Origin of the sequence: Methylocystis sp. H4A (assembly GCF_015709545.1) — a bacterium.
GTDB classification, from domain to species: domain Bacteria; phylum Pseudomonadota; class Alphaproteobacteria; order Rhizobiales; family Beijerinckiaceae; genus Methylocystis; species Methylocystis silviterrae.
The window spans coordinates 21,697-44,882 of record NZ_JADNQY010000026.1; the positions used below are offsets into that span (position 1 = coordinate 21,697).

26 protein-coding genes are annotated in these 23,186 nt (G+C 61.5%); 10 read left to right on the forward strand and 16 right to left on the reverse strand.

Going from position 1 to position 23,186, the window contains the following annotated elements:
- Positions 1 to 16 precede the first annotated feature (16 nt).
- From rpmH to IYW40_RS13185, 6 genes are all read right to left on the reverse strand, one after another.
- Positions 17 to 151: a 50S ribosomal protein L34 gene (gene rpmH / locus IYW40_RS13160; protein ID WP_083858773.1), complete on the reverse strand. Its 135-nt coding sequence runs from the start codon at positions 149 to 151 to the stop codon at positions 17 to 19.
- A gap of 290 nt (positions 152 to 441) precedes the next feature.
- Positions 442 to 1,509: a cytochrome c peroxidase gene (locus IYW40_RS13165; RefSeq protein WP_246720786.1), complete on the reverse strand. Its 1,068-nt coding sequence runs from the start codon at positions 1,507 to 1,509 to the stop codon at positions 442 to 444.
- A gap of 1 nt (position 1,510) precedes the next feature.
- Positions 1,511 to 2,176: an SCO family protein gene (locus IYW40_RS13170; protein WP_196400832.1), complete on the reverse strand. Its 666-nt coding sequence runs from the start codon at positions 2,174 to 2,176 to the stop codon at positions 1,511 to 1,513.
- An 80-nt stretch (positions 2,177 to 2,256) separates the two neighbouring features.
- Positions 2,257 to 3,540, reverse strand: a complete 1,284-nt coding sequence (locus tag IYW40_RS13175; RefSeq protein ID WP_196400833.1) for a selenium-binding protein SBP56-related protein — start codon at positions 3,538 to 3,540, stop codon at positions 2,257 to 2,259.
- A 21-nt stretch (positions 3,541 to 3,561) separates the two neighbouring features.
- Entirely contained in the window at positions 3,562 to 3,831 is a 270-nt protein-coding gene (locus IYW40_RS13180) for a DUF4242 domain-containing protein (RefSeq protein WP_196400834.1), read from the reverse strand.
- A 63-nt stretch (positions 3,832 to 3,894) separates the two neighbouring features.
- On the reverse strand, positions 3,895 to 4,488 hold the full coding sequence (locus IYW40_RS13185; RefSeq protein ID WP_196400835.1) for a TetR/AcrR family transcriptional regulator: 594 nt from the start codon (positions 4,486 to 4,488) through the stop codon (positions 3,895 to 3,897).
- 463 nt (positions 4,489 to 4,951) lie between these two features.
- Between IYW40_RS13185 and IYW40_RS13190 the strand changes: the two genes are divergently transcribed.
- On the forward strand, positions 4,952 to 5,653 hold the full coding sequence (locus IYW40_RS13190; RefSeq protein ID WP_018407261.1) for a response regulator transcription factor CtrA: 702 nt from the start codon (positions 4,952 to 4,954) through the stop codon (positions 5,651 to 5,653).
- A 162-nt stretch (positions 5,654 to 5,815) separates the two neighbouring features.
- Complete coding sequence (locus IYW40_RS13195) at positions 5,816 to 6,385, forward strand: DUF4142 domain-containing protein (protein WP_196400836.1); 570 nt, start codon at positions 5,816 to 5,818, stop codon at positions 6,383 to 6,385.
- Between the two features lie 80 nt (positions 6,386 to 6,465).
- Here IYW40_RS13195 and IYW40_RS13200 read toward each other — a convergent pair whose 3' ends face one another.
- The gene (locus tag IYW40_RS13200; RefSeq protein ID WP_196400837.1) at positions 6,466 to 7,152 is read right to left on the reverse strand and encodes a histidine phosphotransferase family protein; all 687 of its coding nucleotides are present in this window, start codon (positions 7,150 to 7,152) and stop codon (positions 6,466 to 6,468) included.
- 188 nt (positions 7,153 to 7,340) lie between these two features.
- Here IYW40_RS13200 and cysQ point away from each other — a divergent pair, with 188 nt between their 5' ends.
- Together cysQ and IYW40_RS13210 are read left to right on the forward strand one after the other, a co-directional pair.
- Positions 7,341 to 8,198, forward strand: coding sequence for a 3'(2'),5'-bisphosphate nucleotidase CysQ (cysQ, locus tag IYW40_RS13205; protein ID WP_196400838.1), 858 nt, complete (start codon positions 7,341 to 7,343; stop codon positions 8,196 to 8,198).
- 126 nt (positions 8,199 to 8,324) lie between these two features.
- Entirely contained in the window at positions 8,325 to 8,921 is a 597-nt protein-coding gene (locus IYW40_RS13210; protein ID WP_196400839.1) for a DUF1134 domain-containing protein, read from the forward strand.
- Positions 8,922 to 8,989: 68 nt separating this feature from the next.
- On the opposite strand, the gene IYW40_RS13215 is transcribed toward IYW40_RS13210, so the two are convergent.
- A complete protein-coding gene (locus tag IYW40_RS13215) occupies positions 8,990 to 9,415 on the reverse strand; it encodes a hypothetical protein (RefSeq protein WP_196400840.1) in 426 nt (141 codons plus the stop codon).
- Between the two features lie 289 nt (positions 9,416 to 9,704).
- Here IYW40_RS13215 and IYW40_RS13220 point away from each other — a divergent pair, with 289 nt between their 5' ends.
- From IYW40_RS13220 to IYW40_RS13230, 3 genes are all read left to right on the forward strand, one after another.
- Entirely contained in the window at positions 9,705 to 10,748 is a 1,044-nt protein-coding gene (locus IYW40_RS13220; protein WP_246720787.1) for a hypothetical protein, read from the forward strand.
- Positions 10,749 to 10,879: 131 nt separating this feature from the next.
- Positions 10,880 to 11,161: a YciI family protein gene (locus IYW40_RS13225; RefSeq protein ID WP_196400841.1), complete on the forward strand. Its 282-nt coding sequence runs from the start codon at positions 10,880 to 10,882 to the stop codon at positions 11,159 to 11,161.
- Positions 11,161 to 11,580 (forward strand): EVE domain-containing protein, encoded by a 420-nt coding sequence (locus tag IYW40_RS13230; RefSeq protein ID WP_196400842.1) that lies wholly within the window; start codon positions 11,161 to 11,163, stop codon positions 11,578 to 11,580. Before IYW40_RS13225 ends, IYW40_RS13230 begins: the two co-directional genes overlap by 1 nt.
- Here the strand turns inward: IYW40_RS13230 and IYW40_RS13235 are convergent, their stop codons facing one another.
- Together IYW40_RS13235 and sucC are read right to left on the reverse strand one after the other, a co-directional pair.
- Positions 11,581 to 13,326: a tetratricopeptide repeat protein gene (locus IYW40_RS13235; protein WP_348644275.1), complete on the reverse strand. Its 1,746-nt coding sequence runs from the start codon at positions 13,324 to 13,326 to the stop codon at positions 11,581 to 11,583.
- Positions 13,327 to 13,536: 210 nt separating this feature from the next.
- Positions 13,537 to 14,733, reverse strand: a complete 1,197-nt coding sequence (gene sucC / locus IYW40_RS13240; RefSeq protein WP_196400843.1) for an ADP-forming succinate--CoA ligase subunit beta — start codon at positions 14,731 to 14,733, stop codon at positions 13,537 to 13,539.
- Positions 14,734 to 15,206: 473 nt separating this feature from the next.
- Here sucC and IYW40_RS13245 point away from each other — a divergent pair, with 473 nt between their 5' ends.
- The 3 genes from IYW40_RS13245 (at position 15,207) to IYW40_RS13255 (ending at position 17,372) form a co-directional block, all read left to right on the forward strand.
- Positions 15,207 to 15,386: a hypothetical protein gene (locus IYW40_RS13245; protein WP_196400844.1), complete on the forward strand. Its 180-nt coding sequence runs from the start codon at positions 15,207 to 15,209 to the stop codon at positions 15,384 to 15,386.
- A 146-nt stretch (positions 15,387 to 15,532) separates the two neighbouring features.
- Positions 15,533 to 16,498: an outer membrane beta-barrel protein gene (locus IYW40_RS13250; RefSeq protein ID WP_196400845.1), complete on the forward strand. Its 966-nt coding sequence runs from the start codon at positions 15,533 to 15,535 to the stop codon at positions 16,496 to 16,498.
- A gap of 253 nt (positions 16,499 to 16,751) precedes the next feature.
- Positions 16,752 to 17,372 carry a methyltransferase domain-containing protein gene (locus IYW40_RS13255; protein WP_196400846.1) on the forward strand — a complete coding sequence of 207 codons (621 nt, stop codon included), beginning with the start codon at positions 16,752 to 16,754 and terminating at the stop codon, positions 17,370 to 17,372.
- A 279-nt stretch (positions 17,373 to 17,651) separates the two neighbouring features.
- Here the strand turns inward: IYW40_RS13255 and mmoC are convergent, their stop codons facing one another.
- The 6 genes from mmoC to mmoX all read right to left on the reverse strand — a co-directional run bounded on the left by mmoC (position 17,652) and on the right by mmoX (position 22,982).
- Positions 17,652 to 18,686 carry an aromatic/alkene monooxygenase hydroxylase FAD-binding subunit MmoC gene (mmoC, locus tag IYW40_RS13260; protein WP_196400847.1) on the reverse strand — a complete coding sequence of 345 codons (1,035 nt, stop codon included), beginning with the start codon at positions 18,684 to 18,686 and terminating at the stop codon, positions 17,652 to 17,654.
- A gap of 1 nt (position 18,687) precedes the next feature.
- Positions 18,688 to 19,053: a soluble methane monooxygenase-binding protein MmoD gene (gene mmoD / locus IYW40_RS13265; protein WP_246720788.1), complete on the reverse strand. Its 366-nt coding sequence runs from the start codon at positions 19,051 to 19,053 to the stop codon at positions 18,688 to 18,690.
- Positions 19,054 to 19,131: 78 nt separating this feature from the next.
- Positions 19,132 to 19,647 carry an aromatic/alkene monooxygenase hydroxylase subunit gamma gene (gene mmoZ, locus IYW40_RS13270; RefSeq protein WP_196400848.1) on the reverse strand — a complete coding sequence of 172 codons (516 nt, stop codon included), beginning with the start codon at positions 19,645 to 19,647 and terminating at the stop codon, positions 19,132 to 19,134.
- A 29-nt stretch (positions 19,648 to 19,676) separates the two neighbouring features.
- Entirely contained in the window at positions 19,677 to 20,093 is a 417-nt protein-coding gene (mmoB, locus tag IYW40_RS13275; protein WP_123175025.1) for a methane monooxygenase regulator MmoB, read from the reverse strand.
- A 12-nt stretch (positions 20,094 to 20,105) separates the two neighbouring features.
- On the reverse strand, positions 20,106 to 21,293 hold the full coding sequence (gene mmoY, locus IYW40_RS13280; protein ID WP_196400849.1) for an aromatic/alkene monooxygenase hydroxylase subunit beta: 1,188 nt from the start codon (positions 21,291 to 21,293) through the stop codon (positions 20,106 to 20,108).
- Positions 21,294 to 21,398: 105 nt separating this feature from the next.
- Positions 21,399 to 22,982, reverse strand: a complete 1,584-nt coding sequence (gene mmoX, locus IYW40_RS13285) for an aromatic/alkene monooxygenase hydroxylase subunit alpha (RefSeq protein ID WP_175094678.1) — start codon at positions 22,980 to 22,982, stop codon at positions 21,399 to 21,401.
- Positions 22,983 to 23,186: the final 204 nt, after the last annotated feature.

The following is a 23,186-nucleotide window of genomic DNA, read 5'->3' on the forward strand; positions in this document are numbered from 1 at the left end:
TCCGTTCAGAGCCGTATCAGGCCGAGAGACGCTTGCGTCCGCGGGCGCGCCGCGCGGCGATAACGTTGCGGCCGCCGACCGTGGCCATGCGGGCGCGAAAGCCGTGACGGCGCTTGCGCACGATCTTGCTGGGCTGAAATGTCCTTTTCACCGTTCTTCTCCGCTGGCGAAAGGGACTTACGCCCGCTCTCGCGCTCGTCTTGCTGTCGCCGTCGACGGCCTCGCCGCAGACGGCTTAAAAAATGCTTCGGCGTCCTCGACGACGCGCAGCCGTCACAAAACATTCGCCGCCCCTTTTGGAGCGGCGCCGATCGCAGGCATATAGGAGAAAGCGCACGTTCAAGTCAATGTTCGTCCCGCCGGTTTTGCGCCGGCGCCTCGCGAAAACGACCGAATGCGACGCGACCGATGGTCGGCGAGTTCCCATCCGCCGGTCGCGATTCAGAGCGCCTTGAGAAAGACGACGATCGCGGCTTTTTCTTCTGGGGTCAGCTCCAGCGGACGGATTTTCGGGTCGAGCGATGGATTGGCTCCCCCGCCGCCATCGTAGAACTCGATGACATCGGCGAGCGTCCTCAAGCTTCCGTCGTGCATGTAGGGCGAGCTCTCGCTGACGCCGCGCAGCATCGGCGTCGTATAGGCCCATCGGTCCGTGGGCGCATTGGTGATCTCGAAACGGCCGACGTCATTTGGCGCGCCGGTCTGGGCGAGGCCGACCGCCGCGAGGTCGACATTTTGAAAAACGCCGGGCGCGAGCTGCACCAGCCTTTTGCCGCCCGTCGCCTCGGACCGAAATCCGACCCCGGTATTGTGCCAGGACTGATCGGTAAAGAGCGCCGTCTCAGCTCCGATCAGATGGCAGGCGGCGCAGCCCGCCTTGCCGATGAAAAGCTCGTAGCCCTTCCACTCCTGAGGCGTCAGCGCCGACCGTTCGCCGCCATAGACGGCGCGATCGAAACGCCCGCCGCCGCGCAGCAGCGCAGCTTCATAGGCGGCGATGGCGCGCCCGAGCGTCATCATCGTCGCGCCTTCCTCGGGAAAGGCGGCCTCGAACAGCGGCCAATATTCGGCGTCGGCGCGAAGCCGGGCGACGAGCGGACCGATCCCGGAATTGCCCATCTCGTCGGCCGCGAGCAGCGGCCCCCAGACCTGCGCGGCAAGATCGGTCTCGCGGCCGTCGTGAAACAGGAATTTCTTGAAGGCGACATTATAGAGCGAGGGCGCATTGCGCCGCAGCGACCGCCCCTCCATGCCGATCGAGAGCGCGCTTTGATTGGAGGCGAAGCCCTGCGCGGGAATATGGCACATGGCGCAGGACAACGTGCCGTTCGCGGAAAGGCTGCGGTCGAAGAACAGCTTTTCGCCGAGCCTGCGCATGGCCGGCGCGCCCGCGACCGCGGCGGGGACGGGCGGCAGCCCCAGCAGCGACCACTCCTGCGCGCCCGCCGGCGCGGCGAAAAGCATCGGGGCAAGAAAAATGGCAAGAAAAGCCGGCGCGGCGCGGCGCATCTCAGCGCTCCTTCGGCCGGTTGTCCGCCTCCGGAAACTCCATGGCGAGCGTCCTCGCGTCATTGAGCAGATTTTCGGGGGTGAGGAAGGCGGCGCTATAGATCTCGCGCACCCAGCCGTCGGGATCGACGAGAAAGACTTTGAGCATGTGATTGATCGCGCCGGAGCGGCGCCCACTTGGGTCGGCCTCGAAAGCGATGTCCTGACCCATTTGCGCGATCAGCGGCGAGAGATCGTTCAGCGAACGGCTGGTGAGAAACGCCCAGGGAACCCTGTCGGCTTCGTTCTCGCTGCTTTGCAGCAGGCGCATGACCCTGGGCGTATCGTGCTCGGGATCGAGACTCGCGAAGACGAGCCGCAATCTCGATTTGAGCAGCGGATCGTCGTTGGCGTCGCGCGCGACAGTCTCGAAGGTCGACCAGGCGAGGGGGCAACCTGCCGGATCGACGCAATGCGCATAGAAGAAGGCGAGAGCCGTCACCGCGCCGCGCGTATAGGCGGAGAGCTGCGCCGCCCTGCCCTCGGCGTCGAGCAGTTGCGCATCGGGGGCGCGCTGAATGCGCTGAAGAACATAAGCGCCCGGCCGCGGGAGATGGGCGGCGTCGGCATTCGCAGGCTGCGCTCGCGTCTCAGCCGCGCGCAGCGGCGCGACCAAGGGTGCGGTCAAGAGCGCCGCCAAAAGCAGCGCGAGACCGACGAACGCGGCGAAAGGCGCGCCTGCGCCCTTCGCGTGTCGTGCTCCGCCCGTCACGGCAGTTCGGCCTTCTGGGCGCGCGCGGTGAATTTCATATGATGCGCGCGGCCGAGTCCCTCCTTATGGAAGTCGACGACGAAATCTTCCCTAAGCTCCTTCCCGTCCCATGAGTAGCCCTTGAGGAACTGCTCGTTTTCGGCGCCCTTCTTGTCCCAATTGGCGAGCAGCGAAGTCGTGAAATAAACGCGCTTCCCGTCCCAGCTTTGCGAGACCATGTTCACCTGCGCGCCGATCTTTTTCGCATAGACCTGTTTCGGCGCTTCCGGATTGGAAAGATCAAAGAGCCGCGCCGTTCCGTCCATGAATGTGTTGACCCAGAGCGACGACGCGTCGGACGAAATCGAGATGTCGACCGGCAAGGGAATTTTGGATGGATCGCCGACGTCGGCGACGGCCTTCGCCTGCCACTTGTGCTTGTCGTCCTCTTTGATCAGATAGAGTTTCGAGGTGAGCGCGCCGGCGGTGATCGCCCAATTGGCGCCCGGCTTCAGCGCCCAGCGAATTTCGAGCGGCGCGCCGGGAACGGAAAACACCCTTAGAGGCTTCATCGCCTTTAAGTCCCACATCACCATCGTGTTCCCGAAGTTCTTCATCGCGGAATCGTCTTGGATGAGCTGGGAAAGGTCCATCATGTAATTGGTCCAGCCGGTGAAGCTCGACGTCAGCATGCGGTTCTGGGCGGGATCGATGGCGATGTCGTAGCCATAGCCGTCGCCGCCGTCATTAAGCGGCATCGGCGTCGTCGTGACGAGTTCGCCAGCGTTGTTGTAGGTGATCAGCCCGGTGACGCCGCCGTGATCCTTCTTGTTGGAGAGCGCCTGCACCAGCATGCGGCCGGGCAGCGCATAGAACGTATGCGGCCCGACATAGCCCGTGCTCTCGGCAAGATTATCGATCGTTTTGACGAGCTTCGGCGTCGAGGGATCGGAGCCGACGTCGAAGATGAAAATCTTGCTGTCGTCGAGACGGCCGGCCCAGAGATATTTGCGATCGTCGGTGAATCCCATGTGATGCGCTTCGCCGCGTCCGCCGACGGCGATCGCATGAATCACCTTTCCGTAGGTCGCGGAGCCGGGAATGACGTCGATCGTGACGAGCTTGTCGGATCCATCGCCGACGCCCTTCTCGCCGAGCGTCCAGACGTGGAGATACTGTTCCTGTCCCTTGATCAGCCCGCTCATGAAAGGCGAGTTGCAGGTCTCATCCGCGACAGCCGGCGCAAGCGCCCAGGCGGATACAAGCGCACACACTGCTGCGCGCAACGGCAAGCTCTTCATTCAACCACTCTCCCTTATTGGTCAGGCCGTCGCAGGGTCTATGATCGCCCTGATTTCGCTGATCCGGTTGGCCGGAAAGCCTCCTTGCTCCGCATGTTCTTTGATCGCCGCCGCGCTCTCGGCGATGTAGACGCAGTAGACCTTGTCGTCGGTGACATAGCTTTCGACCCATTGCGTCTGCGGGCCGAGCGCGCGCAGGACGGCGCAGGAGCGCTGCGAGATCGCCTGGAGATCGGCCTGCGTCATCTTCCCGGCGCCGGGGATCTCCCGTTCGATGATGAATTTCGGCATCGTCTTCCCCCTACTTAGAGCCCAAACTGATATGACCGGTCGTCTCACTCGGGCGCAAATCGATCACGCCTTGAAGTAGCCGTTGAGCAGCATGTCGCAGAACTGCGTGAGCGGACGCACCGAGCGCTCGATCTTCATGCGCAGCAACGCCCCCTGCCAGAAATTGACGAGAAGGTCGGCCATTTCCTTCGCTTCCATGTCCGTGCGGAAACCGCCTTCCCGCTGAGCGCGGGCGATTCCCTCGCGCAGCTTGTCGCGGTAGCGGTGCACGGCCTCGCGTAGCGACGTCTGGCAGAGATCGCTCGTGTCGCCGATCTCGCCGATGAGATTGCCGAGCAGGCATCCGCCTCGGAAATCCAGGCGTTCCGTCTCTTGGATCAGCTCATCGAAGTAGGCGCGCAGCGCCGCCGCGGCCCCAAGATCCTTGCGCTGAAGCTGTGCGTCGAGCCGTTTGATGAACGGATCGATGTAATGTTTGACGACCTCGGCGCTGAAGGCTTCCTTGCTTTCGAAATAATTATAGAAGGAGCCTTTCGGCACGCCGACGCTCTTGACCAGCTCCTGCAGCCCGGTGCCGTGATAGCCTTGCTCCATCAGGAGCGCGACTCCCCGGTCCAGAAGCTTCTCTCTCAGCTCTTTGACGTCGCGTCGGCTCATGAGGGCATAATACGACCGGTCGTCTCAATTTGGCAAGCGGCGCGCGTCGCAAGCATATCGTCGCCCCCGCCCCATTGGCGCCGCGCATGGGACCGAATCATGACGCAGATGCGGCGAGGATCGCGCGCGCGAAGCTTCGCGGGGGCGTCCGCGCTTTTGGTTACGCGCCGCGTATTTTGTCTTTGCCCCCCGGACTCGCGGCGGCGTATAGATTGGAAATGACGCGTGATTCGCGCGTCGCTGTCCGTGTCCTTCCAGACGTAGCGTGACGCGTCCGCCTTGCTTACCGCCCAAGATTAAGATTTAGGGCAGCGTTTGAGGCGTAAGTGAAGGTTTATTAACCAATTCCGCTTACCTTCGCTGGAAGGTCGGTCAGGTCGCTGAGGCGAGGACTCTCGCCGGCCGCCGGCGCGCGTCCTTCGCGCGGTCGGTCGCGGACGATGGAGCTCGGTGGGGAACCAACATGCGCGTTTTATTGATCGAAGACGACAGCGCGACGGCTCAAAGTATTGAGCTCATGCTCAAATCCGAGAACTTCAACGTCTATACGACCGATCTCGGCGAAGAGGGCATCGACCTCGGCAAGCTCTACGATTACGACATTATTCTTCTCGACCTCAACCTGCCCGACATGTCCGGCTATGAGGTGCTGCGCACGCTGCGCGTCGCCAAGGTGAAGACCCCGATCCTCATCCTGTCCGGACTCGCCGGCATCGAAGATAAGGTGAAGGGCCTAGGCTTCGGCGCCGATGATTATCTGACGAAGCCCTTTCATAAGGACGAACTCGTCGCGCGCATTCACGCCATCGTCCGCCGCTCGAAGGGCCACGCCCAATCGATCATCATCACCGGCGACCTCATCGTCAATCTCGACCAGAAGACGGTGGAAGTCAGCGGCGCCCGCGTGCATCTGACCGGCAAGGAATATCAGATGCTGGAGCTGCTCTCGCTGCGCAAGGGCACGACGCTGACGAAGGAAATGTTCCTCAATCATCTTTATGGCGGGATGGACGAGCCCGAATTGAAGATCATCGACGTGTTCATTTGCAAATTGCGCAAGAAGCTCGCCAACGCCAGCGAAGGCCGCAACTACATCGAGACCGTCTGGGGCCGCGGCTATGTGCTGCGCGAGCCAAGCGAAGCGGAAGAACGCATCACCGCCTGATACGGCGCCTTCGTAACATTGAAGCAAAAGCGCGATCACGAGCGCCAGGCAAAACGCCGCGTCCGAGGATGCGGCGTTTTCTTTTGCTGACTGAAGCATCTCGCGGAACAGGCGTGTGCGCGATCGGTTTACGGTGCGGGGGCGAACGTCGAGGAGACGAAGATGAGGAAACCCCTGCTGGCCAGCGCCCTGGCGCTTGCGCTTCTGGCGCCTAGTTACGCGCTTGCCGCGACTTGGCCGAAGTCGGGCTCAACGGCCACTATGACCCGAACAGTTCGACCGGACGCCACGACTCAGAACTTCCTGGATAAGGCCTGGAACATCAACAATTTTGAAATCCAGGCCGGACGCGAAGCTCAGAACAAGGCAAACACTCAGGAGTTTCTCGACTATGCCCGTAGGATCGTGAGAGATCATACGAACATGGACGACGAACTGAAGCCGATCGTGCAGAAAGACCGGCTTAACGCTCCGAACGCGCTCGATAAGGAACACCAGAATCTTCTGCAGCAATTGTCCTCGACGACTAGCGCGCGCTTTGAAGAGCGTTTCCGGACACAGCAAATCGACGGACACGAGAAGGCGGTGAAGCTTTTCGAGAGCTACGCCAAGACCGGCCAGAACCCTGAGCTAAAGAGGTGGGCGCAGAGCGCCGTTCCGATGCTGGAGAACCATCTGCGCGACGCCAAGGCGCTGCCGCGTGCGACTCAGCGCAGCACCCGCGCCGATTAGTACGTCTGCGCTACGCTGATACGCTTCATCGAAAACTGGCAGGATCCGCGCGGGTCTCGCGCGGGTCCGCAGCTCTGGCTTCAGGCGACGGCGCTCTCTGGTGACGCATCCATCCCCGCCGCCGCTTGGACAGGGATCGCCTCGATCGTCACAAGTTCCGGCTCGCTGGAAACCACGACCTGCATGCCGCAGGAATTGGCCACGAGACCGGCGTAATAGGCTTGAATGGCGCGGGCGTCGATGGCACCCTCTTCCGATTCGCCTTCGAGGAGGCGCGGAACATTCGATGCGACGCGCGCATTGACGCCTTTCGCCTCGATCCTGAACGTCACCCGATCGTCTTCGCCCGTTGAGCTAACGGAAATCACGCCGCCACGCGGGATCGCCGCATCGGCCAAGACGCAGAGGTTCAGCAGCAGCTTGACCTTGTTCTTGGACATCAGCACGCGCGGAACGCTCCAAAAGAGCTGCGTGCGCTCGTCGGCGATCAGCTGGCGCGTCACCAGTTCGGCGTCGCCCGTGTCGATCGACGCGCCTTTCGAACCCGCGGCGCCGAAGGCGAGCCGGCAAAACTGCAGCCGCGCCGAAGCCTCATTGGCGCTCGATTTGATCAGCGCCAGCGCATGGCCGCGCATCTCGGCGTCCTTTTCCTCCTCGAGGACTTCAAGACCATTGACGATGGCGCCCACGGGCGAAATGACGTCGTGACAAACCCGCGAGGACAGGAGCGCGGCAAGATCGAGAGGGTCGAGCGAGAATTTGGTCATGATGCCATCCAAATCGGGTGAAGGCGGCGACGTCTGAGGGAAGCTTGATCCAGTCTTCCTGTGATGCGCGGCGGACTGACGCGGCGCGCGAATCACTGCGTTCAGGCTAAAACGAAACTAACGGGCGCCGCGCGGATTGCAAATGACACGCGCCTTTAATCGTAAACAAACATTGAGGGAATCGAACGATGGCGGTGGAGAAAACTTTTCAGTCGGCAGGCGCGCTCGACGACATCGAAAACCTCGCCCGCCTGTTCGCGAACATCGCAGTTGCGGCGGGCGCCCTGGCGATGGAGACGCTGGCCAATCCGAATATCGCGTCGCGCCTCAAGGGCGATACGTCGCCGGTGACAGAGGCGGACGAGCGGATCGAAGCCTATCTGCTCCGCGAACTGGAAGCGGCGCTGCCCGGCGTGCCCTTTTTGGCCGAGGAGAGCGCTTCGCGCGGCAAGACGCTCGGCGCCGGCGACGCCTTTTTGTTGATCGATCCGATTGACGGCACGCGCGAATTTCTCGCCCGCAGCACCGAGTTCACCATCAATGTGGCGCTCGCGGAGAAGACCGCGCCGCGCGTCGGCGCGGTTTACGCGCCGGCGCAAGGTCGCGTCTGGTTCGCCGGCGCACACGGCTATGAGGCGCGGGCGGTCCCTGGCGGATCCCTGCCGCCATCGCAGGACTGGCGTCCGCTGCGCGCGCGGCCGCGTCCCGCCGAAGGGCTGGTCGCGTTGATTTCGAAGTCTCACCTCGATGAGGCGACGAAGGCGTTTCTCTCGCGACAGCGCATCGCGCGCAGCGCGCCCGTCGGCTCCTCGATTAAATTCTGCCTGCTGGCCAACGGCGAGGCGGACGTCTATCCGCGCTTCGGACCGACGATGGAATGGGACACCGCCGCGGGCGACGCCGTGCTGCGCGCGGCCGGCGGCGTCACGCTCGATCCGGACGGCGCGCCGCTGCGCTACGGCAAGAAAGCCGACGACTATCGCAATGGTCCGTTCATCGCCTGGGCCGACGCGGCCGCGCTCGAAGCCGCCGCAACGCTTCCTTAACTACGGCGCGCGACTTTGGCGGGCGCAAGTCCGCCTGTCGCCTTTGCGACGCAACTGCGCCGCGGGTCGGCCATCGTTGACGCCGACGCATGGCGCTTGAACACGTTCGTCCTGGAGTTCGTCGTCATGAGCAAAGCTTCGTTCAACGCCGCCTCGCGCCGCGACCTGTTTCGCCTCGCCGCCGCCTCGGCCTGCGCGTGGGCGGCTCCTGCATCTTTGGCGCGCGCCGCGCAGCGGCCCGAAACCTATTCGAGCGGCGAGATCGTCGAGAACGGCCACCGCTTTTTTGGCTCCATTTCCCGCGGCCTCGCCGAGGGCGTCGAGCGCGCGTCGCGGCAGTGGGGCCGTCCAAACGCCTACATCCTTGGCCAGGAGGCGAGCGGCGCGTTCGTCGGCGGACTCCGCTATGGCGAGGGCACGATGTATACGCGCAACGCCGGTCAGCAGCGTGTGTTTTGGCAAGGCCCCTCGATCGGCATCGACGCCGGCGCCGACGGCGCCCGGACGATGATGCTCGTCTATAATCTGCCGTCCGTCGATTCCATCTATCGGCGGTTCTCCGGCGCCGCCGGATCAGCCTATCTCGTCGGCGGCCTTGGATTCACCGCGCTCAACAATGACGAGGTCGTCGTCATGCCGGTGCGCTCGGGACTTGGCGCACGGCTGGGCCTTAATCTCGGCTATCTGAAATTCACGCCGGAATCGACCTGGAACCCGTTCTGATCCGATCGGACGCGCCGACGTAACGCCAAGAGCCCCGTTCAGAAGAGCCCCGTTCAGAAGGGCGCCGTTCAAATGACCGGCTGGCGGCTCGCGCCCGCGCGCGGCGGAGACGAACCCAGCGGCTCCCGGGCGACGAAGCCGCAAATGCCGCAGGCCTCGTCGCCGCGCTGCCGGCGCCAGCGGCAATCATGGCGAATGCTGCAGTCGTAGGCCGGGCTCGGCTTCACCGGCGCGCCCGCCTCGGCAAGCAGCTGCGCGATGCGGCCGAGCAAGGCGCATCCGCCGCCGCTCCAATGCGCGCAGTCGTTTTCAACGCAACTCGGCGCGAATCGGATGCGCGCAGCCGGCGCGGCCTGCGTTTGCGCGGCGGCGAGAAAGCTTTCATCCGCCGCAAGCGTGGTGGCGAAGACTCTCTCATTGGCGTCTTGCGGGCTTCTTTCGGCTGGGTCGCCGAAATGAAGCGCGGGAGCGCCGGGACAGCGCATGGCGCTCATCGGCGCGCCCGCAATCGCGGCGCGCCGCGCGCGCGGCCACCGCAAAAAACGCCAGCGGATAACGTCATTTGGCTTCTCCTGCTTGCCGCGAGCAACGCCCGCGGCGGTTGCTTCCGCCGTTCTGCGGCCCGCTGGCGGGAAAGTCGTCATCCAAATGGACGACGCCGCGAGCCGCGGTCGTTGGCGACGCCGAGCCGACGAACCGTAGCCCGTGCTTTGCGTTCCGCGTCATTACGTGGCAGAATCCGCAGCGCCGTCCGCCTTGAGACGGATCAAGGATTGCTGCGTCTTGATCGAACAAGCGATGTATTTCGCGCTCGGCTTCCTCGTCGCCGGGCTTTTCGCCTTGATGTTCCTCCCCGCTTTCTGGCGGCGCGCGCTTCGTCTTTCGATGCGACGGCTGCAGATGCTTGCGCCGATGTCGATGGAGGAAGTCGTCGCCGAGCGCGATCTGCTGCGCGCGGAATTCGCCGTTCGTGAGCGGCGGCTCGAACAAGCGATGGAGGCGACGCAAACCGCGCGGGCGCACGATCTCGCGACGGTCGGCCGCCATGTCGCGCGGATCGCCGAACTCGAAGCGCAGCTCAATCGCGCCGAAGCCGACAATCGCGACATGAACCTGCGCGTCAACGAGGCGGAGAAGGTTTTGGGCGAGCGCACCGAGCTTCTGAACGCCACGGAGCGAGCGCTGCATGAAATGACCGACCGCGCCGAAGGCCGCGTCGCGCAACTGCGCCTGATTCGGTCGGAGACGGCGGCGCACGACGAAGGGGCCGGGGCGCAACTGGACGGTTTCGTCGCCGCCTATGAATCGCGCGTCGCGGCGCTGCATCAGCACAATAGCGAGATGCAGCGCGAGCTGCAGGTCTTGCGCGAGGAGCATGCGCGCGCCGCGCAGTCGGGGGCGCGGGCGACAGAGCTTGAAGATCTGCTGACGCGCATTTCGGGCGAACTTGCCGCGACCCGCGTGCTGGGAGAAACGCTCGCCGCCGAGCTCGACGCGGCGCGGGCGCAGCTCAAAGCCGCCGAAGAACGCCAAAAGAGCGACGGCGACCAATTGGAAGGGGCGCTGCGCGTCGCGCGCGCCGAAGCGAACGACGCCGCCGGAAAGCTCGAATCGGCGCGCGCCGACAACGCCATGCTGCAGGGCGCCGTCGAGGCGCTGCGCGCGGAGCGGGCCAATATGCGCCGCGCCGCCAACGGGTCCAAGGGTTTGTCCATCGTTCCCGTCGCGGCAAGCGACGCCGAAATCTCCGCTCTACGCGAAGCGATCATCGATTTTGGCGACCGCGTCGTCGCGCAGGAGCTTGAGACGCCGGCAAAGCGCGCCTAACGCGCGCCTTCCATTTCCCGAAGCCCTCGCCTCTTCGAACATGAAATCGTCATTTCGGCGGCGGCGCTGTTGACCCGCGGCGCGCGCTTTGGAACAAGTTGCGCCTTCGTCACGCTTACGCGAGGCCGCCTGTGTTCTTCGTCGCCCTTTGCCTGGATAAGCCCGATCACGTTGAGCTGCGCATGTCGACCCGCGCCGCGCATCTCGCCTTCCTCGACACGCACGCCGCGCGCGTGAAGCTCGGCGGCCCCTTTCTCGACGGCGAGACCCCCGTCGGCTCCATGCTCATTCTCGACTGCGAGAATGAGGCGGCGGCGCACGCGCTGCTCAGCGAAGACCCTTACGCCGCCGCCGGACTCTTCGCCTCGGTGGAGCTGAAACCCTGGAAACGCGTGGTGGGAGCGCAGCTCTAGTGGCGCATTGGCTATTGAAAAGCGAGCCGTCGAGCTGGTCCTGGGATCAGCAGGTGAAAGCCGGCGCCAAGGGCACGTTCTGGAACGGCGTGCGCAACCATTCGGCCAAACTCAATCTGATGGCGATGAAGAAGGGCGAGAAAGGCTTCTTCTATCATTCGAACGAGGACAAGGCGGTCGTCGGCATCGTCGAGATCATCAAGACCTATTATCCCGACCACACCGACGAGAGCGGCAAATTCGGCATGGTCGATGTGAAGGCCGTGAAGGCGCTGAAAAAGCCGGTGACGCTGGCTGAAATCAAAGCCGAGCCACGCCTCAAGGACATGGTGCTCGTCAACAATTCGCGCCTCTCGGTGCAGCCGGTGAGCGACGAAGAATGGCGCGTCGTGCTGGAGATGGCGGGCGAGAAGGGGTAATCACCCGCCGTTCCGCGCCGCCTTGTCATGGGCGAGCGTCGGCGCGTCCGACATGCCGTGGTTGATCTTGTCGAGGATCTTCGGCAGTTCGTCGGCCTCCGGATTGAGGTCGCGCGCATGGTTCCACTGGAAATGCGCTTCGAGCTTGCGGCCGACGCGCCAATAGGCGTCGCCCAGATGATCGTTGATCACCGGGTCTGACGGCTTCAGGTCGATCGCCTTCTCCAATTCGCGCACGGCGTCGTCATAGCGCCCCAGGCGGTAATAGGCCCAGCCGAGACTGTCGACGACATAGCCGTCGCGCTGCCGCAGATCGACGGCGCGGCGCAGCATCTTAAAGGCTTCGTCCAGGTTGGAGCCCTTGTCGACCCAGGAATAGCCGAGATAGTTCAACACCAGCGGCTGGTCGGGATTGAGATCCAGCGCCTTCTTGAGATCGGCTTCCGCCGCCGGCCAATCCTTGCGCCGTTCATTGGCGATGCCACGATAATAGTAGAGCAGCCACAGACCCTTATCCGCCTTGGACCGCAAATCGAGCACGCGCGTATAGGTCACGGCGGCGTCGGCGAAAGCCTTGCGCGAGCGCTGAAGATTGCCGAGCGCCGTCAAAGCCTCCTGATTCTTGGGGTTGGCGGCGACGATCGCGGACAGATTTTCGCTCGCCTCTTTGGTTTTGCCGAGCGTCTCCAGCAGAAGCGCCGCCTGCACGTCGGCGTTGACGCGCAGCGGACTGTCCTTCGGCACGCTTTGATAAAGATCGATGGCGGCCTCTTCCTGCTTCATGCGCTCATAAACGTCGCCGAGCGTGACGATCGCGAGAGCGTTCTCCGGCGCGAGATGCAAGGCGAGGCGCAGATAGATGAGCGAAGCGAGTTCGTCGCCCTGGCGGCCGCCGACGGCGCCCAGCCCGTAAAGCACTTCTCCCGCGCCTTCGTCGGCGGTGCGCACGAAGGGCGGCAGCGGCTTGCCCTCCTCGAGCGCGGCGAGGCCGGCGACGACGATCGGGTGATTGGGCGCAACCTCGTCGAAGGCGAGGTAGAGCTGCTTCGCCTCGTCGCGCCGCCCGCGCGTCGCGAGAAAGCGCGCATAGGCGTCGACAAGCCGCAGCGTGTTCTTCTCGGCGTTGTAGGCGGATTTGAAGCGCTTTTCAGCCTCCGCCTTGTCCCCGCCGAGATCGGCGATCAGGCCCGCATGATAGTCGCGAAACACCACGAAGGCGTCGTCGGTGAGCGTATCGAGCGTCGAGAGGGCGTGACGCGTGTCCTTGGCGCCGGCGTAACTCCAAGCGGAGAGCAGCGTCGAGGTGATGTCGCGGCGACGGTCGCCGCCGCCCTTGGCGAGTTCGGCGCGCGCGGCGGCGTATTTGCGATTCTTGATCTGATCGACGCCGCGGGCGAGATGCGCCAGCCCGTTTGTGCGGTCATGCGCGATCACGCGGCCGGTCAGCGAGAGGGCCTCCGACATATTGCCGTTGGCGAGCGCCGCGACGAAGGCGCGGTCGGCAAGATCAGAGTTTTTGGGATCGTCGCGCAAGGCTTCGCGGAAGAAGGTCGAGGCGGCGAGCGTGTCGCGCTGCGCGCCGGCGACGATCGCGGCGAGATAATTGCCCGACAGGCTGGAGCCGACCTCGAAAGGCCGCGCGACGACGATATTTTCCCGCGCCGCGAGACTGCTGTCGCAGGAGAGCCCGAAGGCGCCCGATCCGGCCAGCAAGATGCACGATAGGCGCGCCAGAGCGCGTCTCACGCGGCGGGCCGGAGACGCAAACAGAAGAGCTGAATTGGGCACTGGCGCTTCCCTAAAAGGCGACGATCGCGCGCAAAGGCCGCCCCACGGGGAACAGCGGCCTAAAGGTCCAAGATCGCGCCTAAAGATGGCCCTTTTGGGCCGATGACGCAAGGCGGAAGAAATCGCGCCCGGGCTTCTCCCATGTGCGGGAGAAGCCCAAAGGAAAGCTCACGCCTGTCGGATCGCGGCGACGATCTTTTGCGCCGCGTCGTCGAGGTCGTCGGCGGGTATGACGTTCAGCCCCGACTCATTGATGATCTTCTTGCCAAGATCGACGTTGGTGCCCTCAAGCCGCACGACGAGCGGCACTTTGAGGCCCACCTCCTTCACGGCCGCGATCACGCCTTCGGCGATGGTGTCGCAGCGCATGATGCCGCCGAAAATATTGACGAGAATGCCCTTCACGTTCGGATCGGCGGTGATGATCTTAAACGCCGCCGTCACCTTCTCGGTGGTGGCGCCGCCGCCGACGTCGAGGAAGTTCGCCGGAAACTCGCCATAGAGCTTGATGATGTCCATCGTCGCCATGGCGAGACCGGCGCCATTGACCATGCAGCCGATATTGCCGGGCAGCGAAATATAGGCGAGGTCGTATTTCGACGCCTCGATCTCCTTCTCGTCCTCTTCGCTCTTGTCGCGCAGCTCGACCATGTCGGGATGGCGATAGAGCGCGTTGTTTTCGAAGCTGACCTTGGCGTCGAGGCAGCGCAACTTGCCGTCCTTGGTGACAATCAGCGGATTGATCTCCAAGAGCTCCATGTCCTTGGCGACGAAGGCGGCGTAGAGCTTTTCGGTCAGCGCGCCCGCCTGCTTGGCGAGATCGCCGGTGAGGCCGAGCGCGGCGGCGACCTGGCGGCCGTGATGCGGCATCAGCCCCGTCGCCGGATCGACCGAGAAGGTCACGATCTTCTCGGGCGTGTCATGCGCCACCTTCTCGATGTCCATGCCGCCTTCGGTCGAGACCACATAGGCGATGCGCGAGGTCGCGCGGTCGATCAGCATCGAGAGGTAGAATTCCTTATCGATGTCGGCGCCGTCTTCGATGTAGAGGCGGTTGACTTGCTTGCCGGCCTCGCCGGTCTGCAGCGTCACCAGCGTCGCGCCCAGCATCTCTTTGGCGAAGGCTTCCGCCTCGTCGATCGATTTGGCGATGCGCACGCCGCCCTTGTCGCCGGCGCTCGCTTCCTTGAACTTGCCCTTGCCGCGCCCGCCGGCATGGATCTGCGCCTTCACCACATAGACCGGGCCGGGAAGCTTTTCGGCCGCCGTGCGGGCGTCCTCGGCCCGCAGCACGGCGACGCCGTCAGCGACGGGCGCGCCGAAGTCGCGCAGAACGGCCTTGGCCTGATATTCGTGGATGTTCATGGGCTATGTCTCCCTGGCGCAATGGCGCGCCGGCGCGATCGGAAAATCGCGCTCAATGGGCATAGGCGGAGCCGTTTCGTCAAGGCGGCGCGGGGACGCGGGAGAGAGGCGACGCGAGCTGCGAGGGCTTTTTAGAAGCGCGCCGCGCTTGTCCTCCAGGCGCATGAGCCTCAACTGAAACTTCGTTAGCAAAACCTGAAGCTTCGACAATAAAGCGCGCATTCCGACACCGCGCCGCTGGAACAATTCATAGTCCCGCCGGGTTCCATCCGCACGGAGCTCCCCTCTCCCCCCTCGACTTGGCGCTCGGTCAAACTGGCCGGGCGCTTTTTATTGAGCCGAGGCATTGGCGGGATTGGCTGAGGGCCCTCCCTCCCTTGCCTGGGATGGATCCACAGGGCTGTTCAACGCTCTGTGCTTTGGTTTGACCGAGAGGGGTGATTTTTCGCTTTTCAGGTCGGGAGAACCATTGGGTGCGCGACGCGACCCTTGCTGAAGACGCCAGCCGCATCCGCGTCAACCCAGGCGTCATGGCGCGCCTGTGTTCGCAAGCCCTCAACATCGCCAGGGCAAACGGCGTCGCCAACATCGCCCAAGCCCTTTGGAACGGCGCACTCGATCCCGCCGTCACCCTCTCATACCGCGGCCTGTAAAGAGCGTTGAGCGGCTTTTTCTTTTGAACAGAGACAAATAAGTCACACTTAACAAAATTAGTAGAATGACCGAATATTCCGCATTGATGCATATCAACTCTGCTGATTAATCTGCGTCTCAGCTGAACACTCAGAGGAGGAGAGCCATGAAGACAATTAAAATAGCGTCAGCTCTGTTTCTAATGAGCAGCGTATCAGCTTTTGCAGCCGATCTGCCTTCAGTTAAATCAGCGCTAGTCGCTTCACCTACGCCGATGTGGACAGGCTTCTATGCTGGTATCAATGCTGGTGGGACGTGGGCGAATAACACTGGCGCCTACTCGCAGGGTATTCCTCTATATACTATCGATCGTTCTAACATATTCGGTAATACGTATTTACCAGGAACAAACGCTGCTGCAATCGGCCTAACACGCTCACTTGCGACAAACAGCAGCAGTGGTTTTCTTGGAGGCGTGCAAGTTGGATATAATTTCGAAGTTTATAAAAGTTTTGTTGTTGGGGCTGAAACCGATTTCCAAGGATTCGATGTTGATAATGGGCCTGGACAGTCTAACTTCACATCTACGCCTTCAACTGTGAAGTCAGCTATCTATGGAGATATAACAACAACTACTTACACTACTATGCAGGCATCCAAATCCGTATCATATTTAGGAACAGTTCGTGGGCGCGTCGGGTATATCGTTACTCCTAACCTTCTTTTTTATGGAACCGGCGGCCTAGCTTATGGCGGCGCAAAGATTAGCTATTATGCCAGTCAGGAAAAAGTAGATCAAACCGACGAACTCGATCCAGGGAATATTTCTGCTTCAAAAGTATTGGTAGGCTGGACAGCTGGCGCCGGAGCAGAATGGATGCTTGCTCCTAACTGGACTCTGAAAGCTGAATATCTATACTATAATCTTGGTGGCTTAAGCACAAGCAACGGTGGTTACTTTACAAGAGTTCACCAAGCTGGAATATATCCCGTACCAGATATTGCGCCTGGCACTATAGTAGGCCTTGTACAAGCAAGGGCAGGCGCGAATACTATCGATGGAAACATCGTCCGTGCTGGCGTGAACTACCACTTCAACTTTGCTTCATCGCCAGTAGTTGCAAAGTTCTAACCAGCAATCACAAGGATGGACGAAATGCAAGTCAGCTCCTGCCCCAGCTCCTATGTGGACAGGCTTTTATGCTGGTTTGAATGCTGGGGGAAATTGGGCAAACAATAATTCAGTGAACGTCACAACATGGCCCTTTACCACTGATTCTAACGGAAAATATTGGGCAACCGCCTCTCAGGCAAAGGGATCAGTCTCAGATGGATCCATGTGATCGAGTGCGAAAAGCTCAGCCCAATGCTCTCCAATGCTCTCGATGACCAACATCGATAATCCCTTCGGCGATCGCGCCCAAAAATACTGGGATCGTCGCTACGATCTGTTTTCGAAATGGGATGAGGGCGTCGAAACCGATGAGGTGGGGCTGTTCTCCGTCAAGCCGGAGCGCTTTGCGCTGGAGATCGGCAATCTCCTGAGCGGCGCCGTCGTATTGGACGCCTTTTGCGGCATCGGCGGCTCGGCGATCGGATTCGCCAGATGCGGAAAGCGCGTCATCGCCGTCGACGTCGATCACGACAGGCTGTCCATGGCGAAGCGTAATGCTGCGATCTACGGCGTCGCAGAGCGCATCGAATTCATTCATGCCGACGTCATGGAGGCCTATCCCAAGCTCTCATTCGATGCGCTGAATATTGACCCGCCGTGGGGCGGACCGGAGTATTTCAAGAAGGCGCGGTTCGGCTGGCAGGATTTTTCGCCAAACCCGCTGCCTCTTATACGCAACGCGATCCATTCGGGAGTTGCCGTCGCCGTCGGATTGCCAGCGAATTTTTCAGCTGACGAACTGCGCGAACTGCCGCCTGAAACCGTCGTACGAGAGTCGCGGGACGCCACGCGCGTTCTGTTCCGGACGGCTTATTATCCGGCGGTGGACTGAGACATGCTTTCGTCTGCAATGTTTCAAAATGCGAGCGATCAAGAATCCGCAGCTTCGCCAACGCCTATCTGGCGCGCGCTGGTCAGGACCTATACCTGCGCCAGCTGTGCCGCCCGAGAGCTTGCCGCCTGTTCCATTGCGAGCGCCTGAAATCTTACGAGGGCCGTTAGCCTCAATCTCCTGGTTTGGCCGCGTTTCAAGCTTCATATGGACCGATTGATCCATATCGCCGTCACAAACGCACGATGAACCGATAACCCCCTGCCCAAAGAGACGCGTCTAACCTGAAGCGAGGAATTTCTCCTGATAGACCTGTTGCTTCGGCACGCCTGCCGTCTCGGCCGCGGCGAAGGCGGCGTCGATCATGGCGGGCGGTCCGCACAGATAGATGTCCGGCCGCGCGTTATCTTTCGCCAGTTCGGCTTGAAGCAGATCAATCACCGTACCGCCCGCAACGCCATTGCCATCGCCGCCTTCAACCACGGCGACTCGCAATTCCAGATTGGGCATCACGCTCTGAAGCGTCTTGAGTTCGTCGACATAGAAGAGCTCGTCGCGCCGCGTTACGCCGAAGAAAAGCTTCGCCGGCGTCTGATCGCCGCTGCTCTTCATGTGCCGAACCATCGACAATACAGGCGACAATCCGGTGCCGCCGCCAACGAAATAGCGGGGTCGCGCGCCGCTATCGCGCAAATTGAACGCGCCCGTCGGTCCGCGCAGATTCAGCTTCATACCCACTCTGGCGTCATTCGCCAGAAATTTCGAAAAGGCGCCCTCAGGCAAAATGCGGATGAAGAATTCGAGTGCGCCGTCGCCGGAAAGCGACGCCATCGAATAGGAGCGCCGCGTGTGCGTGCCGGGAATTTCAATGTCGACGAACTGACCCGGCATAAAGTTGAGCGAAATCGGCGACGTGCCGTCGGACGTCAGGACCTGCACGACCAGTCGAACGACATTGGACGACACCTTGTCGCAGGTCTTGATCTCGCCGACCCAGTTGGTCTGGATCGCCTCGAAGGAAATGCGATCAAAGGTATAGGGAACCATGATGTGCAGGTCGCTTCGCGGAAAGGTGCGGCAAAGCAGCACCATGCCGTCTTCCTCTTCGTCGGGCGGCAGGGCTTGAACGCTGACGTCGAAGAGTTCGTAGTCGCCATCCGTACATTCGCCCTTGCATGTCGCGCAGCCGCCCGCCCGGCACGAGGACATGAGGATGACGCTTTGGCGGAGGCCGGCGGAAATGACGTTTTCGTTGGGCCCGCATTCGAAGGAACAGGTTTCCCCTTCCTCGGTTTCGATAGTGATCTGATACATTTCAGTCGCCCTGAGGATTATCTTTGCCTCGTTGCACGGATTCGGCGCCGCGCACGACTTCGGGCGCGCCGAGACCAGCGTCTCTGAGCAAGTTCCGGATTCCGTCTACGTTCACGCCGGATGCGCTCGCGCAATCCTGACGCTCGAAAAATCGGACGACGAGCGCCACGGCTTCGCGCGCGGAGCGCTCCGACAATGAACATCCTTCCTGCACGAACTCGCCGTCGCGCAGGATTTCCCAGTGCCACATATATTCGAGATCTCGGCCATACGCGGCATAGAGCGTCGATGCATGAAGCAGCATCGCGTTCGGGTCCGCAGCCGGATCGCGACCCTCGCCGCGAGCTTCAAAATCCAAGCTAAACATTGGCGCCTCCAGTGCAGCCATGGATAGGAGCCCGGGCGCTTCCGCCCGAGCCCTCAAATCCATCAATCGACGATGCGATCAGGACGCCTTCTGCAGATGCAGGACTTTCACGCCGCGCTCCTTGCGCAAGCCTTCCAGCGGCGTCGCATAGTAGTCGGTGTTGCGCTTTTCCATGAGCAAAGTGCCGAGCGCCGCGTCAGTGCGCAGGAAGACGTTCACCGGCATCACCGGCGGCTTGTAGAGCTGCCGGAATTCGACATGGATGCGCTCGGCGTCATACTTGTTCTTCGCCGCCTTCATCTTGCCGATCCAGGTCGCCTCGACGGCGGCGGCGTCCTCGCCGGCCGATGTTTTCGTCATCAGCGCGCTGACGGGCAGGTGGCCGACTTTGAGCTGCGAGAGCTTTTCCTCGATTTTGCGTTCGATGTACTGATAGTCGGTGTCGAGGGCGTAGCTCTTGCGCCAGGGCGACGAATAGGCGAGACGGAAATCCTGAATGAACTTCGTCGCCGCATCGACGCTCGTCAGCTTGGAGATCTTGTCTTCCCAAGCCGCGCGCGTGGCGTTGTCATGGATGGGTTCTTTCTTCCCCATTGGTGCATTCCTTATCGTTCAGCCGACGATCAGATGTCGGTGAGGGCGCGATCGAGGCCCATGAGTTCCGAGGTGATGGTGAATTTCGAGCCGAGCGTATAGGCCCGCCCCACGGTCGACGACACATTCACGAGAAGGTCGTAGACCGAAAAGGTCTTGCCCAGCAGATCCGAGGCTTCAGCCGCGTCGATCTCGATCGCGCCGTCGGCCTTGATCCACCAGAAGCCGGCCTTGTCCTCGACGACGATCGTCGGATTCTTGGCCTTGCCGTCCTTGAGGATGATGTCCTCGACGATCGCGTCGATTTCATCGCTCTTCATGAGAACGAGCACCACGGCGTTGGACTCATGCACGACCTGATTTTCTTCGGCGAAAAACTCGTCGGCGAAGGCCTTGCCGGATTTCTGCATGATGCCGGCATTGTAAGCATTATGGGAGGTTGTCATTTCGACGTTTCCTTACTTCTTGAGGCCGGCCAGCACGGCGTCGACCTTCTGGTCGACATTGACCTTGTAGCCAATCTTGTCGGCGTAATCGGCGTTCCAGTCGCCGAAGACGCGATGCAGCGCTTCCGACACGCCAGCGCGATCCGTCGCGCCGGCGACATTTTCGACCTTGGCGTAGAGACCGACGAAGTCCCTGAGCGCCACTACCGACTTGTCGAGATACTGATCGGTCCAGGCGTGAAGGAAGGTGCGATTATGCGCGCCAAATTCCGGATCATTGGCGAGACAATAGACGAAGAGATCCTCCATCGCGCCGCGTGTGATCTGGAAATAGGTCTGCGACTGCGCCGTGAAGAACGGCGTCAGCGTGTCGCCATAGACCGTCGCGAGCCGCTGGAAGAATTCGCGACGGACGAATTGACCGAACAGCGCGTCATAGACGCAATGGCCGGCCCACAGGATCTCATTCCAGTCCTGAATGCCCTGCCAGATCTCTTCGACCGCCGCGCGAGCGCCGGCATAGATCGGATCGGTCGTCCAGATTTTCTTCGGTATGTCGGTCGATGCGTCGAAGCCAGGAACGAGCTTGGCGATGAACAGACGCTCCATCTGGATCATCTGCGCATTGTCGACCTTGTCGAGACCGGCGAAGGTCGCCGACTGACGAATGGTGTCCGAGAGACAATCCCGGCCAACCGACGAATGCGAGTTGAACAACCCGTATTCATTGTAGAGCAGCGCGCCGTAATATTTGTTGAGGATCTCGTCGCGCCAATAGGGGTCGATCGTGCGGATCGAGCCTTCGGCGGAATAGGCCGCGAGAAAGCGCTGCGTATAGCGCGCTTCTTCCGATTTGTCCTTCACATAGGGCGCATGCCAGCGGCGCGCCGGATCGCGATGGCGATACCAGTCGGTGGTGCGGAGCTCTGTGCTTTCATTGCCCCAGGACGGACGGCCGCCGTGGAATTTCTGCGTCCAGTCGCCCCAATCGAGGCCGCCGGCGATCCAGTCCGGATTGGGCTGCGCATAGACGGAGAGCTGCTCGTATTCACACAGGCGCTTCCAGCGGGGCTGAATGAAGTAGTGATATTTGCGCTGCGTATCGAGCGGATGGTCGGGGATCGCCTTGAGAATGATCGCGGCGCGTTCGGGGTCAATCAGGCCGCGCTTGGTGACGGCCGAGCTTTGCGGTTGAGACATCTCATATTTCCTCGGATTTTAGTGATTCGTGATTGGTTCGCCGGGCGCAGAAGCGTCCGGCGAACATTTCGGGAGTCACACTTTTGGGAGTTACGCTTGGAGAGATCAGTTGAACTTCGCGAGCGGATCGTGGAAGACGCAACCGGCGCGCTTGATGTCCTCGAGCGTCCAGAGATTGTCGCCACGCACGTGCGGCTGGGCGATCAGCGTCTTGCCGTCCGAGCGGACGCCATGACCTTCGGCGATCACTTCCGAGAGCTCGCGACCTTCGTACTGCTCGAAGATCGAGTGGCACTCATAGCGCTCCGGCTCGGTGAGCCACATACGCTCGCCCCACTCATCCGTGAGCGAGTGCTTCTGGCCATTGAACTCGTGAACGCGCAGCGAGCCTGAGCCCTTGGCGAGAGACGGAATGAACGGCACCTGCGAAACGCGGTCGATGTAGACCTCGTGGCCGTTCTGGACCAGCCAGGCGTATGGAATGAACCCGCTCTTGGGATCTTCGTAGCCGAGCTTCTTCCACTCGTTGTAGATCTTGCCGTAGTGATCGGCCCAACCGGGATAGTTGGCCTCGAACCACGCCTGATCCTCTTCGTCCGGCAGCGACAGACGCGAGAAGCCGAGCGGCCACAGCGCGTAAGCCGCAAGCGCCAGATCGTGGTGCGCCCAATAGGCGTCGACCTTAGCGTCGCGCAGCGAGCGCGGGCTCTCCACGCCATACTTGCCAAGACGACCAATCCAGATTCCGCCCCAATCTTCGTAGACCCAGCGGTTCCAGGTCTTCACCCACGGCTCGACCTTGAACTTCGAGCCATACTCGAAGAGATAGCCAAGCGCTGGCGTGAAGTATTTCTGCTGCGTCCAGAAGGCGTTGTTCAGGTCGGTGTTCAGATATTTCGCCGCCGCCGGATCATTGGCGATCGAGACCACCGTCTGATAGCCGTTCGCCATGTGACGAAGCTCGTCCGTCTCGACCGAGAGGAACACGGTCGGCGTGATCTCGTCGCCATTGGCCGACGCCCATTCCGTGACCGCGACGATCAGCGGATTGGTGAAGCAGGCCTCGCCGACAAGCTGCAAGTTGACCGAGCATTCGACCGCGTCGCCGGAGATAAAGCCGTCCGCGAAGACGCGCTTCATGCCCTTCCAGAGCGGCCCGATGGCGCGGGTGCGACGCGCGTCATTATGGCCGGCCGGATCGTGATAATGCTTCGAATAATAGTGGTTGATGAAGGCGCACTGATGCGTGTGACGAATTTCGTCGAGCACCTGCGCGAGATAGCCGTTCTTCTGCTCGGCCGCCGTGGCGGAATCCCACAACATCGCCGAAGCGGCGATCGCGTTGTATTCGCCGACCTCGAGGAAGTTGGAGATGACCTTCATGGTCTCGCCCCAACGTGGATGCACACGATTGCCCGCGCCAAGACGCGTCAGACCGTCGAGCAGCGTGCCGAACTGGCGTTCGTCCTTCGCCGCTTCCATACGCGCATATTCCTTGGCGATGACCTTGAACTGCTCCTTGGTCTGGTTCGCCATGTGATACTTGGTGGCGTATTTGGTGCGGTTGTTCTTGAAGTCCCAATTGAAGCTTTGCAGCCACTTGTGGACCTCCTGCGGCTCGACCCCCACCGGCGCGCGATTAACTTTTAGCGCGTCGGTCGCCGCTTTTGTCGCGAGACTGATAGCCATGCTTCCTCCTCAAAGATTTCTTCGAATGATTTTGGGCCCAACATCCCGTCCGTGCGAGACGAATGCGATGACTGAGCCCCTTCGGCGCCGGAGTCTTGCGAGGCCGCAAAAGACCGAACGACCCTACGCCGCGCCAAGATGATGATTTCAAGGAACGACGTTACTTTCATAATCGCAAAGCGTATGCCAATGGATTCAACTGCT